This is a genomic window from Psychrobacillus sp. PGGUH221 (assembly GCF_042055255.1).
GTDB lineage: Bacteria > Bacillota > Bacilli > Bacillales_A > Planococcaceae > Psychrobacillus.
Map to the genome: position 1 here is coordinate 311,590 of NZ_JAQMHQ010000003.1, position 13,003 is coordinate 324,592.

General features: G+C 34.7%; 20 protein-coding genes and 2 riboswitches. Of the genes, 17 read left to right on the plus strand and 3 right to left on the minus strand.

Annotated elements, in window-relative coordinates; genetic code table 11:
• Nucleotides 1-439: 439 nt before the first annotated feature.
• The 13 genes from PGC35_RS07425 to PGC35_RS07485 all read left to right on the plus strand — a co-directional run bounded on the left by PGC35_RS07425 (nt 440) and on the right by PGC35_RS07485 (nt 8,297).
• Complete coding sequence (locus PGC35_RS07425) at nt 440-568, plus strand: hypothetical protein (protein WP_375218726.1); 129 nt, start codon at nt 440-442, stop codon at nt 566-568.
• Between the two features lie 488 nt (nt 569-1,056).
• Nucleotides 1,057-1,154, plus strand: a riboswitch (TPP riboswitch).
• Between the two features lie 62 nt (nt 1,155-1,216).
• Nucleotides 1,217-1,315: riboswitch (TPP riboswitch) on the plus strand.
• A gap of 76 nt (nt 1,316-1,391) precedes the next feature.
• The gene (tenA, locus tag PGC35_RS07430; RefSeq protein WP_375218727.1) at nt 1,392-1,922 is read left to right on the plus strand and encodes a thiaminase II; all 531 of its coding nucleotides are present in this window, start codon (nt 1,392-1,394) and stop codon (nt 1,920-1,922) included.
• Entirely contained in the window at nt 1,923-2,081 is a 159-nt protein-coding gene (locus PGC35_RS07435) for a hypothetical protein (RefSeq protein WP_375218728.1), read from the plus strand.
• Nucleotides 2,062-2,805 (plus strand): hydroxyethylthiazole kinase, encoded by a 744-nt coding sequence (thiM, locus tag PGC35_RS07440; protein ID WP_375218729.1) that lies wholly within the window; start codon nt 2,062-2,064, stop codon nt 2,803-2,805. Before PGC35_RS07435 ends, thiM begins: the two co-directional genes overlap by 20 nt.
• A complete protein-coding gene (gene thiD, locus PGC35_RS07445; protein ID WP_375218730.1) occupies nt 2,802-3,617 on the plus strand; it encodes a bifunctional hydroxymethylpyrimidine kinase/phosphomethylpyrimidine kinase in 816 nt (271 codons plus the stop codon). The genes thiM and thiD overlap by 4 nt, the downstream gene beginning before the upstream one ends.
• On the plus strand, nt 3,607-4,164 hold the full coding sequence (thiE, locus tag PGC35_RS07450) for a thiamine phosphate synthase (protein ID WP_375218731.1): 558 nt from the start codon (nt 3,607-3,609) through the stop codon (nt 4,162-4,164). The genes thiD and thiE overlap by 11 nt, the downstream gene beginning before the upstream one ends.
• On the plus strand, nt 4,113-4,226 hold the full coding sequence (locus tag PGC35_RS07455) for a hypothetical protein (protein ID WP_375218755.1): 114 nt from the start codon (nt 4,113-4,115) through the stop codon (nt 4,224-4,226). The genes thiE and PGC35_RS07455 overlap by 52 nt, the downstream gene beginning before the upstream one ends.
• An 11-nt stretch (nt 4,227-4,237) precedes the next feature.
• A complete protein-coding gene (locus PGC35_RS07460; protein WP_375218732.1) occupies nt 4,238-4,999 on the plus strand; it encodes a 3-oxoacyl-ACP reductase in 762 nt (253 codons plus the stop codon).
• Nucleotides 5,000-5,845: 846 nt separating this feature from the next.
• Complete coding sequence (locus tag PGC35_RS07465; RefSeq protein WP_375218733.1) at nt 5,846-6,805, plus strand: serine hydrolase domain-containing protein; 960 nt, start codon at nt 5,846-5,848, stop codon at nt 6,803-6,805.
• A 115-nt stretch (nt 6,806-6,920) separates the two neighbouring features.
• Nucleotides 6,921-7,151: a hypothetical protein gene (locus PGC35_RS07470; RefSeq protein ID WP_375218734.1), complete on the plus strand. Its 231-nt coding sequence runs from the start codon at nt 6,921-6,923 to the stop codon at nt 7,149-7,151.
• 243 nt (nt 7,152-7,394) lie between these two features.
• Nucleotides 7,395-7,568 (plus strand): Fe3+ hydroxamate ABC transporter substrate-binding protein, encoded by a 174-nt coding sequence (locus PGC35_RS07475; RefSeq protein ID WP_375218735.1) that lies wholly within the window; start codon nt 7,395-7,397, stop codon nt 7,566-7,568.
• Between the two features lie 161 nt (nt 7,569-7,729).
• Complete coding sequence (locus tag PGC35_RS07480; protein WP_375218736.1) at nt 7,730-7,960, plus strand: hypothetical protein; 231 nt, start codon at nt 7,730-7,732, stop codon at nt 7,958-7,960.
• 112 nt (nt 7,961-8,072) lie between these two features.
• Complete coding sequence (locus PGC35_RS07485; protein WP_375218737.1) at nt 8,073-8,297, plus strand: DUF3953 domain-containing protein; 225 nt, start codon at nt 8,073-8,075, stop codon at nt 8,295-8,297.
• 213 nt (nt 8,298-8,510) lie between these two features.
• Here PGC35_RS07485 and PGC35_RS07490 read toward each other — a convergent pair whose 3' ends face one another.
• From PGC35_RS07490 to PGC35_RS07500, 3 genes are read right to left on the minus strand one after another with little or no spacing between them, the layout of a single operon-like run.
• Nucleotides 8,511-8,687: a hypothetical protein gene (locus PGC35_RS07490; protein WP_375218738.1), complete on the minus strand. Its 177-nt coding sequence runs from the start codon at nt 8,685-8,687 to the stop codon at nt 8,511-8,513.
• 16 nt (nt 8,688-8,703) lie between these two features.
• A complete protein-coding gene (locus PGC35_RS07495) occupies nt 8,704-9,078 on the minus strand; it encodes a YolD-like family protein (RefSeq protein ID WP_375218739.1) in 375 nt (124 codons plus the stop codon).
• Nucleotides 9,079-9,300 carry a transcriptional regulator gene (locus PGC35_RS07500; RefSeq protein WP_375218740.1) on the minus strand — a complete coding sequence of 74 codons (222 nt, stop codon included), beginning with the start codon at nt 9,298-9,300 and terminating at the stop codon, nt 9,079-9,081.
• A 493-nt stretch (nt 9,301-9,793) separates the two neighbouring features.
• On the opposite strand from PGC35_RS07500, the gene PGC35_RS07505 reads away from it, so the two are divergent.
• The 4 genes from PGC35_RS07505 (at nt 9,794) to PGC35_RS07520 (ending at nt 12,913) form a co-directional block, all read left to right on the plus strand.
• Nucleotides 9,794-10,108 (plus strand): hypothetical protein, encoded by a 315-nt coding sequence (locus PGC35_RS07505; protein ID WP_375218741.1) that lies wholly within the window; start codon nt 9,794-9,796, stop codon nt 10,106-10,108.
• A 104-nt stretch (nt 10,109-10,212) separates the two neighbouring features.
• Nucleotides 10,213-10,767: an excalibur calcium-binding domain-containing protein gene (locus tag PGC35_RS07510; protein WP_375218742.1), complete on the plus strand. Its 555-nt coding sequence runs from the start codon at nt 10,213-10,215 to the stop codon at nt 10,765-10,767.
• A gap of 40 nt (nt 10,768-10,807) precedes the next feature.
• On the plus strand, nt 10,808-12,097 hold the full coding sequence (locus PGC35_RS07515) for an MBL fold metallo-hydrolase (RefSeq protein WP_375218743.1): 1,290 nt from the start codon (nt 10,808-10,810) through the stop codon (nt 12,095-12,097).
• A gap of 159 nt (nt 12,098-12,256) precedes the next feature.
• Nucleotides 12,257-12,913, plus strand: coding sequence for a P-loop NTPase fold protein (locus tag PGC35_RS07520; RefSeq protein WP_375218744.1), 657 nt, complete (start codon nt 12,257-12,259; stop codon nt 12,911-12,913).
• Nucleotides 12,914-13,003 lie beyond the last annotated feature (90 nt).

A 13,003-nucleotide genomic window follows, 5' to 3' on the forward strand; every position in this document is an offset into this window, starting at 1 on the left:
TTTTTTGTAAACAAAAAACCTTTACCAGATTTGGTAAAGGTTTAAATTACAATAAAGACCTTTACTAATTAGGTAAAGGTCTTGCTAACAACAATATAGTTGCCAACAAAGCCGGGAAGGATAATCTTCCGAACTGACGACTCTGCTGTAAAAGCTACTCCCCTTTAGGAGAACTATTCATTAAGTTAATTAAAGTATAGGATTACTATACTTGATTTGTCAATTGAAAGCTTAACCTTTTTTTGTTACTTAGTTTGGGTTGCGTTACATGAACCTTCAATAAAAATAAATAATGTTTTAAAAGCGTTAATTTATGCTTGCCTGGCGGTGCTTTTTTAATTGTAGTAAGTAAAAGACATAGAAAAATGGAGAGTTCCATTTTCAAATCGGAAGTATCTTGGGTTGATATAAAAAAGAAAATCAAATAATAGAAGCATTGATGCAGAAGATGCCTCGAGAAAAAGTAATAGATATATTAAATCAACTACTACATATGCCAAATGAAAACTTTGATGAGCTGGCAGAATATTGCCATATACTAGATGAAAGAGAAACCACCAACCGTTAATTCCGAAGGTGGTTGTTTAGTTAGCTTATTGAACTAACGCGGCAGTTTAGTTCAATAAGCCAAATGCATTTTTGAAAATTTCTAATGCTTGATGTTTTTCAGCATTTAATAAAATTACTAATTTAGCAGGGGTGAAGCAGGATAGTATGTATGTATCAACAAGATATGTTCAAAGAACTAATTAGTTTTCTATTTCCGGAAGCAGTAAAGAACCTATAATTAAAATTACTTAATGTTTCACAGTTAACCCCAGCGAGTAAACTGTCCGCTTAGGGTTAACTTTATTAATTTTTAACTTCTTATGCAGTAGCTTGAAGTTAAATAACTGTTTTTAGTATACAGATTCCGAACTGCCTATACCGTTAATTGAATGTAAACAAGTTCCCAAAGCGGGATTTGGGAATATTTTTTTGACTATTTGTAGTGGTGTAGTAGTTTAAGATAAGCTTGTTAAAATCCATTTGTTTTGATACACTCAAGCTAATTAAATGCATTTGCAGGGGGACACATTGGTGTTGAGAAGGTAAAATCTGACCCTTAGAACCTGACCGTTAATACGGACGTAGGGAGCAAAGTACATACAAATTATGAATTTGTACTTACTAAGGCTCCGCGTATTTTTTACGTGGAGCCTTTCTTATGCAAATACTTTAATTGCGGGGGGACACTTTGGTGTTGAGAAGGTTAAAACCTGACCCTTAGAACCTGACAGTTAACACTGACGTAGGGAGCAATTAGTGGTGTAGTTTACACTTTTTTGGCGTCTCTATTTTTAGAGACGCCTTTTTTTTGCGCTTACGTCCACATATGAGGAGGACTATGTATGGAATTTTGTGAAAAAGTGAGGAAAGAAACGAATGTTTATTTTGAGGCAAGCTTCGAGCATCCATTTGTACGAGGCATTGCAGATGGAACTTTGCCGTTAGAGAAATTTAAGTTTTATATGCTACAAGATGCGTATTATTTAAAGCATTACACAAAAGTCCTGGCGCTTGCAGCAGCGAAAGCAACAAATGAAGAGGATATTAACTATTTTTTAGACACGGCACGATTTATTCATGAAGCCGAGTTGGAACTTCATCGTACGACGTTTAAGGATTTAGGCGTTACAGCTGAGGAAATTGAACAATTTGAAGCAGCACCTGCAACCTATAACTATGTGAGTCATATGTATCAGGCGGTTCATACTGGAGATGTCGCAGAAGCATTTGCAGCGATTTTACCTTGCCCGTGGCTGTATCAAGAAATCGGGCAAAAAATAAAACACGCTTCGCCTAATATACCGTTATATTGCCAATGGATTGCCCTATATGGATCAGACAAGATGAAAGAAACGATCGAAAAGCAAAAGTGAATGATGAATCGTTTAGCAGCAGAGCAACAGGAAAAAGAAAAATGGTTATATGAGCATTTTAAGAAAAGTTGTTACTATGAATGGCAGTTTTGGGAAATGGCTTGGACGATGCAAAATTGGATGCAGGAGGTGTATATCGTTGAGCCTGCAAAAAATTAATACACAAAAACCTCTTGTACATTGCATCACAAACTATGTCGTGGCGAATTTCACTGCAAATGGCTTGCTGGTGATTGGTGCTTCCCCTGTGATGGCTGATGCACAAGAGGAAGTAGCCGAAATGGCGAGTAAAGCGGACGCATTACTTCTCAATATTGGGACACTTAATGAACGCACCATTTCTTCGATGCAAGTGGCTGGCCAAAGTGCAAATACGCACCATGTGCCAATTGTGTTAGATCCTGTTGGTGCAGGGGCAACCGTTTTTCGTACGCGTACAACGCTTGCCTTATTACAACAGTTAAAGGTGAGCTTAATTTGCTGTAATATAGGAGAACTGGCTGCCATTGCCGGTGTCAATTGGCATTCAAAAGGTGTGGATAGCGGTTCAGGGAAACTCGATGTTGTACAAACAGCCAAAACCGTTGCAAGGAACTATAATTGCTTGGTCATTGTCACAGGAGAAACAGATGTATTAACAGACGGTGTTCAAGTGGCACTGATTACGGGCGGTCATGAAAAGATCACAAAAGTGACGGGCAGTGGCTGTTTACTTAGTGCGATTTGTGCAGCTCTACTTGCAAGTAGTACAGAGCCTTTTTCGGATTTAGCGAATTTAATTCGTGAATATAAACAGATAAGTGAATGGGCTTATGGGCCGATTGGTACGTTGCATGAAAATGTACTGAACCATTTAGAACGATTAGCGGAGGGAACAAAATGATTGCATGTACAATAGCAGGTTCAGACAGTGGTGGCGGCGCTGGAATTCAAGCAGATCTGAAAACATTTCAGGAATTAGGGGTGTTTGGCACATCGGTCATTACGGCATTAACTGCACAAAATACAACAGGTGTGCATGGGATTTTTCCAATAACTGCATCGTTTGTACAAGCACAGCTAAAGGCCGTACTCGATGATTTTGATGTAAAAGCGATCAAAACAGGCATGTTGTTTGATGCAGGAATTATTGAAGGCGTAGTTGCGTTGCTGAAAGAGCAGCAAGTTCCGTTAATAGTGGACCCCGTCATGATCGCAAAAGGAGGCGCTAGTTTGTTACAGCAGCAGGAGATACGTGCGATGAAGGAACAATTATTACCGATTGCAACCATTTGTACCCCGAATATCCCAGAAGCAGAGGTACTAACAGGTCGAACGGTCCAAACGAAACAACAGATTGACCAAGCAGCGGGCGAATTATTAGCGTTAGGCGTACAATGTGTTGTCATGAAAGGCGGGCATCTAGATGGAGAATTGGCGACTGATACGGTGTATTGGAACGGCGGGCATTTTACGATGACAACACCACGTGTACAAACAAAAGATACGCATGGCACAGGCTGTACATTTTCAGCAGCCCTTACGGCACAGTTAGCGAAAGGCTTATTAATGAAAGAAGCCATGATCGAGGCAAAGAAATTTATACATTTAGCCATTTCCAACCCTTTATCTATTGGTCAAGGTCATGGACCTACCAATCATTTTGCGTACAAATGTGCAGAAGGAAAATGCGAGGTACTGATTTATGAATCGTAATATGTTGAATGTTTATTTTATTATGGGAACGCAAAATAGCAAGGAGCCTCTTGAAACACTTGAAAAAACATTGCAAACAGGTATTTCTTGTTTCCAATTCCGTGAAAAAGGAGAAGGCTGTTTAACGGGTGCAGCTTATGAGGCGTTTGCGTTTGCCTGTCAAAAACTGTGCAAAGCGTATAACGTGCCCTTTATTGTGAATGACGACATCGAATTGGCACTAAAAATGGATGCGGATGGGATTCATGTGGGGCAAGATGATGTGATTATCACCGAATTTCGCACACTTGCCAAAGATAAAATTGTGGGGGTTTCTGTACATAATGAACAGGAGCTAGCCCAGGCTGTAAGAAACGAAGCTGATTATGTAGGCATCGGTCCCATTTATCCAACGAAATCAAAGCATGATGCAAAACCACCGGCAGGGCTCGATTTTCTACAAACTGCAAGAAAGCAATACCCGGATTTTCCGATTGTATTGTCGGGATTGGGGGCATTGATGAACACAATGCTCACAAAATTCGAGCAAGTGGAGCTGATGGTGTAGCGGTTATTTCTGTTATTTGTGAAAGTGCAGATTTAAAAAAGACGATACAAAAATTAAGTTAGGAGAACGACTAATGGAACTAGATAAACAAACCGTATTAGTTACGGGCGCAAGTAGAGGTGTTGGAGAACAACTCGTTCGAGCATTTGTTAAAGAAGGGGCTAATGTGGTGATCAATTACTACAAGAGTCAAGAAAAAGCTGAAGCATTGGCAAAAGAGCTCGGTAAGAAGGTAATCGCTTTACAAGCAGATGTACGCAATCAACAAGAAGTGCAGCAAATGGTCGAAACGGCAAAACAACATTTTCATACGCCGATCACTACCATTGTGAATAATGCATTGATTGATTTTGAATTTAACCCTCTGACGCAAAAAAATGTGTTTGAGCTTCAATGGACCGATTACAATAAACAATTTGAAGGAACCATTAAGGGTACCTTGAACAGTATTCAAGCATGTATTCAGGATATGAAGGAACTAGGATTTGGTCGTATTATCAATATTGGGACAAACTTATTTCAGCATCCGGTAGTAGCTTATCATGAATATACAACAGCCAAAGCAGCATTGCTTGGATTTACACGTAACATGGCGAAAGAGGTAGGTGCGTATGGCATTACAGTTAATATGATGTCTGGTGGACTCTTAAAACAAACGGATGCAAGTAAAGTGACGACAGCAGAAGTATTTCAAATGATTGAAGCCACAACACCTTTACAAAGAGTGACAACCCCAAAGGAGTTAGCGGACGTAGCGTTATTTTTTGCATCTCCATGGGCACGTGCCATCACTGGGCAAAATTTAGTTGTTGATGGTGGTTTTGTTATGGATTAGAAATGAACATACAAGGCGTTTTTATATGCTATCGAAATTATGAAATAGAAATTTAAACATTGAATATCAACAAGTAAAAGTTAAGAATAATCAAAAGGTGTCTATTAAGAACTGGTTACAATTTATTATTGTGTCTATTCAGCTGTTATAGTTATGAATTTTATTTATAATAGAGATAAAACGCTTAACAATTGGTTAAGCGTTTTATTTTGTTTTTATCGGTACCATTCTTCAAAAGCACTTCAAACTACTTTCATATGTCTGACGAATGCGATTATTGTATGTATCCTTTTCAATTAATTAGCCCGTTAGTTAAACAAAGAATGTTACCAAACCATCGTTTGGTAACATTCTTTGCTTAACGTTGTAAATCCGCATAAATCTGACGGGACCCCCATTAGGTCACCCCCTATGAATAATATAAATAAACATACCGTATTAAGATATTTTAAATGCGAAAATTCCGAATTTTCTCTATAATCTTGATCAAATAACTGGTGCTTTACTTCAAGAAGGAGTAAAGCCTTTTTTTATTAAACTAAAGCAGCAGGTTAGCTCAATAAGAAAAATTTTAAATTAGAAAAAAGTGGTTTTATAAGGATATGTTTTTGTGGACTATTTTCAACGCTAATTATTAAAAGGGGTAAGGTCACTACCTAAAGTAATCAATACTCCGATTAGAAAAGTGATTCATTCATCCTTTTTAACATTGTTATTTATTGTAAAAAAGAATTGATAATAATTTTATAACAAATTATTCTTAATACATCAATATTGATTAATCATTTTAACGAAAGGAGTGGATTGATATATTTGACGTCAATATGTCAATACGAAGAGGTAAGAATGAATAAAAATCCTATTTCTAACTTTGAAGATTTAATAAAAAAAGAATATTCCAATATAGCAGGCATTGCTATTAGAAAAGATGGAAGTTTGATTTATGAAAAATATTTTGATGGGTACACCAAAGATGATGTATTGCATATAGCATCTGTAACAAAAAGTATAATATCTGTTCTTATTGGTATTGCAATAGATAAAGGATACATTAAAAATATAGAACAGAAAGTATTAGAATTTTTTCCGGATTACACAGTTAGGCGTGGCGAAAAAACAATACAGAATGTCACCATAAAAAATTTAATGACAATGACTGCACCATATAAATACAAGGCGGAGCCATATACAAAGATTTATACAAGTGATGACTGGGTAAAAGCTACATTGGATTTGCTAGGGGGAAAAGGCGGTATTGGAGAGTTTAAATATTCTACCGTTGGCACACATATTTTATCAGGTGTTCTTAAAAATGCAACTGGTCAATCTGTGATTGATTTTGCTACTGAGAGCTTGTTTAAACCTCTTGAAATCAAAGCTCCTAATAATGCATTTATACAAAATAAAGAAGATTATTTTGCTTTTCTTAAGGATAAATATGTAACTGGTTGGGTAGTAGACCCTAAAGGTGTAAACACCGCCGGTTGGGGGCTTACTTTAACGCCACAGGATATGGCAAAAATAGGTCAGTTATATTTAAGTGGAGGTTTATGGAACGGTAATCAAATCCTATCTTCTAAATGGATAGAGGAAAGCACAAAGGAAAAAAGTCGATGGGGAGAGTTGTCTTATGGTTACTTGTGGTGGATTGTTGATGATTGCTATGCAGCTTTGGGGGATGGTGGAAATGTAATTTTCATAAAACCCAAAAAGAAAATGGTAGTTACTATTGCTTCTCGCTTTATGCCACGTGCCAAAGACAGAATTGAATTGATTAAAGAGCATATTATGCCATTATTCGAATAGAATCAAGAGATTGTGAAGGTTTCTACTTAAACTAACGGGTGCTTTAGTTGAAGAAGAGAATGAGAATCTGTATGTCGCATTTGACACATAAGGCATAGCAAGGAAGGAGATTATTATGTACTGGAATTATAGAGTTGTGGAAGATAAATACCCTAAAAGCGATAAATCTTACTTTGAGATATGCGAGGTTCATTATGATAAAAATCATGTCCCTCATGCATGGGGTGAAATAATGCCTGCCGAATCATTAGAGGATTTAAAAGATGATTACGAGTATATGCGAAAAGCATTTGAAAGTCCTGTATTGAAAGTAGTTGACGGTAAGTTAGTAGAAGTTACAGAATAATGTAGCAGTACGACTATAATGTGTAATAAAAGATAAGGTACTTATACAACTATCGGCTTGCTTTACTTCAAGAGGGGGTAAAGCATTTTTTTCTTATAAAACTAACGCGGCAGTTTAGTTCAATAAGCAGAAATGAACTTTTGTTGATTTTAAGTAGTTAACTTTATTGAAATTGGAACTTCTATTTACTTCAACCGTATTAAAGTAGAGAGGTAGCGGTATTAAAAGATAGGAGGTAATATGATGGCACTTATAATTCCAAAATGTATTAGGTGTGATAAAGAAATCAAGGACGATGAAGAAGTATTTGTCCAAATTCGATATCCGAAGCGAAAAGGATTTACTGAAATCAAAGCTTATTTAAATCTAGAAGGCAAGTTTATCTGTAAAGAGTGTTCAACGAAAATTAATATTTAATATATTGTGCTTAATTGACACAAAAAACTAAAGAGCTTCTTCAATGTAGTGTAGTGCTTTACTTCAAGAAGGGGTAAAGCATTTTTTTCTAATTGAACTAAAGCCGCATGAATAAAGAAGATTGAAAGGAAAGTAATTCACAAAAAAGGGAGGTATAAAAGGTGGATTTATTACTCTGGATAACTATTGGTTTCATAATAATCGGATTTGTTGTTCTTACTTCTATGAAAAAAGGTATGGAAAGTAAGCTCGCTTTTATAAAAGTAAATATGGAAGGCGAGGAAAGTTCAACAAAAGCTAAATCCATAATTTGGTGGATAGTGGGTACCACAGTTTGGGGAATAGTGAGTATGATTCTTATTGTTTGGTGTTTTCATAATTACTCTAGATAACTGTTGTTTCAAATGTACTTATACAAATGTCGTGCATTACTTGAACAACGGTAATGCTCCTTTCTTCTTCAAATAACTCGGCAGATAGTGAATAATTCGAGGAGGAATTCAGTTGAAAATCATTAAAATAATTCTTGCTTTAGTTGTAATGGCAGTTTCAGCATACGGCTTAATTACAAAAAATTTTTCGTATGGTCCAATATCATCTTTATTACTTGGAATTTTTATTGCAATTATAGGAATAGAGGAATTTAAAAATAAAGGTAAAAATAGTTTGGGAATGTTTTTTATACCAGTCTCTTTATTAGTTATTGTGGTGGCTCTATTTAGTTTCTAATTAAATTTAGGGAGAGATTCTCAACTAATTCAGTGTTAAGTCCTAAATAAATAACCATTTCCTTTTAAAGTTTGTGAAGGATTGTACTTAAAGTAACGGGTGCTTTAGTTAAATAAGAACATACAAATAGTGCCTAAAAATTGGTCATTTAATTAATAAAAATCAGCAATATTGGTTAACTGAGCTTTATTATAAAAATACCACCTTCCATATTTACTGGTTGGTGGTTTCTCTTTCATCAAGTATACGACAATACTCTGATAGTTCTTCAAGGTCTTCATTTGGCATATGTAGTAGTTGATTCAATGTATCCATTACTCTTTCTCGAGGCATCTTCTGCATCAATGCTTCTATTAATTGATTTAGTTCTTCTTTTTGATTATTATCCATTTACTACACCTCGACTCTATTCTAATACAGTAACATCTACAATATCATCCAATTGTATTACATTCGATTTAAAAACATCTTCCATTTCAATAGTTCTTCCCTTTAAATCAACCCACGAGATACTTCCAATTTGAAAATTGAACTCTCCATTTTTCCATGTCTTCACTTCAACATCTACATTTCGTTTCATGGCAATTTGAATATTTTCTTGAATAATATCAAGGTCCCACTCATCCAGCACAGGTTTAGGTATTTTCTTTTGATCATCAACGTATTCACGAATAAGTTTCAAGTGCTCAGGGAGCATCATGGCTACCCACTTTTTATTACCTCTATCTTTCACCTGTGATAAATCTAATTGGTGGTCCATCATTTCATCGAAAAAACCCATTTAGATCACCATGCTTTCTTCATTAATTACTGGAATGAATGCGAGTACATTTTTTATTTTAAAAGTTCTATTGGTACCTCTCAGAAAACAATATGCATTTATAGAATCCTTTGAAATACTTAATACCTTAATTGTCCTTTTACTCATTTCACCATTGTCTTTCATGTAAATCATTTCAGGGATTTTTCCATGTTCTAGTACTTTCAAAATATTTATACGCACATTCGTTCCCTCCTTGTATTCCATTATACGAACGTTCGTTTGCTTTTGCAGCAAGCAAAAAATTCTATTTTTATTTAAATAATAATGCCTCTCGTTTCAGATGCTTGTTTAAATAAAAATAAAAGATACTACATACAACTACTTGTGTAGTTATCATTTTTAATCTCTTATTCTTATTTTGTTATTCAGGAAAATAATTGAAATTGCTATGTAACTCAATGAGGATGTAGAAATAAAGACATGGAAAAATTGGAGTTCATCTTACATATCGGAAGAATTACAATGATTGATTTGAAGCCAAAAACAATTTGAAATGGAAGATGTGTTCAAATCGTATTTATTGAAGTTGGATGAGATAGTCGATGTAAAGTATTGGAATAATTATAAGAGACGTATTTATGAGATCATAATATAATTATGGAATTAATTTTACAAAAAAAGAAGGATTACCCTTTTTTGCATTGAATATATGTATTAAGAAGGGGGATAATTTATGTTTAATTTGAGAATACCAATAGAATTAGAGCACATGGAAGTGGTTAATTTGATTGAAAGTCCTACAGTTGAGGGATTAGGAATATTATTTTTGGGTGAAAACTTAGATGAAAATGAGAACAATAAACCTACGATAAGAGTTTATCTATTAAAAAGAGTGCAGGGAATATTTGAAATTGAAAAGGAGCTATATGCTTTTTCTTTCTATAATGTAAATAAAGCATTAATGTTTGCGGATAAACTTCCTCAAATGTCTGCATTAGAATTGCTGATTGATATGAATACGGTAAATCACGAAAATATTATTCACTAATAATGAATCCACCATCCAATAGGGTAGGTGGATTTTCATATTACTATAGACTTATTTGTTTCCAAAATGTACTATAAAAGTAATTTGAAAAGGAGGAATACATAATGTTATCGAAATTCTTGAAGATTTTTTTATTATTAACTTTAGTACTTGGAATTGCAACTTATAAAGTTGATAACGCAAATGCTGCAAGTAAAGTAATCTGGGGTAAGACGGAATTAAAACTAGGCCAGATAGGGAAAGCAACTATTCTTGCAGACACTGTGCTTGTAAAACTCGAAAGCAATGGATCTCTAACTAATGTTCGAACGATGAAAAAAGGGGAAGAGTACCGAGTTTATAGTTATAAAAGTAACCACGGAGGTCTTTTTGGAGTAGGTGGAGGTAGCTTCGTTCAAAAAAATGACAAAGTAAAATATGAAACACCTTCAAAATCAAAATTAGCTTTATTAAAAGAGATGGCTGAAAATCCACAATCAGAAACACAACCAAATGTGGGCAGTGGATTAGAGGTTATCCCTGGGGCACCTTCAGTATTTAAAAACTGTACTGCCTTGAAAGAACACTATCCAGATGGAGTTCAAAAAGGGCATCCAGCATATGCAACTAAGCATGATAGAGATAAAGATGGTTGGGCTTGCGAACCTAGTTGGAGATAATAGTACTGTGAAGTTTATATTATCTAAGGGGAAGATATAAATGAAGAATAAGTGTTTAAAAGTACTTTTTGTCGTTGTTTTACTATTTAGTGTCTTTTCATTTATAACTCCTACAGTAAATGCAGATAATCAAAAGGTTATGTGGGGGAAAACGGAGTTAAAGAAAGGTCAAATCGGTAAAATCACTGTATTAAGCAATACTAGCCTGTTAGACAAGAATACAAAAGTAGTTCGTACTCTTAAAAAGGGTGAAGAATATCGTATTTATACCTATAAAGGCACAAATGGTGGGTTATATGGACTGGGCGGAGGTTTTTTTGTAAAGAAAAGCTCTACATTAAAATATGAGACTCCATCTAAAAGTAAACTTGCACTATTAACTATTGTAAACAAAACTCCTTTAGAGGTTCATTTTATTGATGTTGGTCAAGGTGATTCAATTTTAATCAAAAGCGGGAACGGTAAAACCATGTTAGTAGATGGTGGAGAAAATGGCAGTGACATAGTTAGCTATCTGTCTTCTGAAGGAATCAATAAATTAGACTATGTAGTTGCAACGCATCCAGACCAAGATCATATCGGCGGTTTGATTGATGTTTTGTCTAATTATACAGTCGGGACATTTATTAATAGTGGCAAATCTCATACTACTCAAACTTATGCTGAATTATTAACATCTATAAGTGATAATAAAATAAATTATAAAGTTCCAAAGACTGGCGATAAAATATCACTTGATGAAAATGTAGATATCACGGTTTTACACGCAAATGAAAATGCAACTGAAAATAATGATGCTTCTATTGTAATAAAAGTGACATATGGTCAAGTATCCTTCATGTTAACTGGAGATGCAGATTCAGGAATTGAAGAGGACATCTATAATATATTTAATGTACAAGCTACTGTACTAAAAGCAGGTCATCACGGCTCTGATACAAGTAGTTCGAAAGCTTTCATACAAAGGGTAAAACCAAAAGTTACAATATTAAGCTACGGAGAAGATAATAGTTACGGTCATCCTCATAGCGGGGTAGTCAGTAATTTAAAATCTGTAAGTTCGAAGGTTTATGCAACGGCTGATTACTGCGATATCGTTGTAACTACTAATGGGTTAATCTATAATGTTTCAACTGGTTGCAAACCGGTTTTACAAGAAGAAACAAAACCAATGGTTATTCCAACACCGATGCCGACCCCGACACCAGTACAAACCGGATTTAAAAACTGTACTGAGTTAAAAAAGGTTTATCCAAACGGTGTATCTAGCAATCATCCAGCATATTTACCAAAATTCGACAGAGATAAAGACGGTTGGGGTTGTGAGTGATTTTTATTTTACTTAAAGAAAAATTTATAGCCCTCACCTTTGGAAGGTGGGGCTTATTTTCTTTCATATTCCTTTAATAATTTACGTAATTCATCTCTAGTTTGAACAATTAAATCTATATTTTTTGAAGTAAATGTATTAGGAAAGGTTGATGTAAATATGGATCAAATTGCTATTAATATCAAACAATATTTAAAAACTCCTTCAACCAACTTCGCACTTCAGATAAATGGTGAATGGGGGAGTGGAAAAACCTATTATTTAAAAACCACTGCAAAAGATATTATAGAAGAAGAAGGATTTAGATTTTGTTACATCTCTTTAAATGGTATTTCGAAAATAGATAATATTAAAAAATCACTTTTTTATGAGTTATCTTCTAGTATCTCTAGTATTAGCGGTAAGGGAATCGGATTTATGAGAACTCTTAGCGAATGGGCAACACCCGTTCATTCGAGTGTGGATGTTACTAACAAAATCCTTGCTTCCATTGAAAGTAAATTTATAGAAATTACTCCTGAAATAATAGAAAAATCTGTAGTTTGTTTTGATGACCTAGAACGTATCAGCGGGATAACACTAGAAGAACTTTTCGGATTTATAAATTCAAATTTATTAGAACATACTAATATGAAAGTTATTATATTATCTAACGAAAGTGAAATCTTAGAAAAGGAAAGAGTAGTGAAAATAAAAGAAAAAATTATAGGCCGGACTTTAAATTTTTCCATATCTGATATGGATAGAATAGTAAATGAATTGCTAAGGGAATATCGAATTGGATCTACGTCAAGATTCTGGACACAAAAAGATTAAGTTTTTTCTGCACAACCACCATTCATGGAGTGTTCCACATTCCCAAGTAGATCGTCAAAGTGAAAAGAGCCTTTGACAATCTACTTGGGA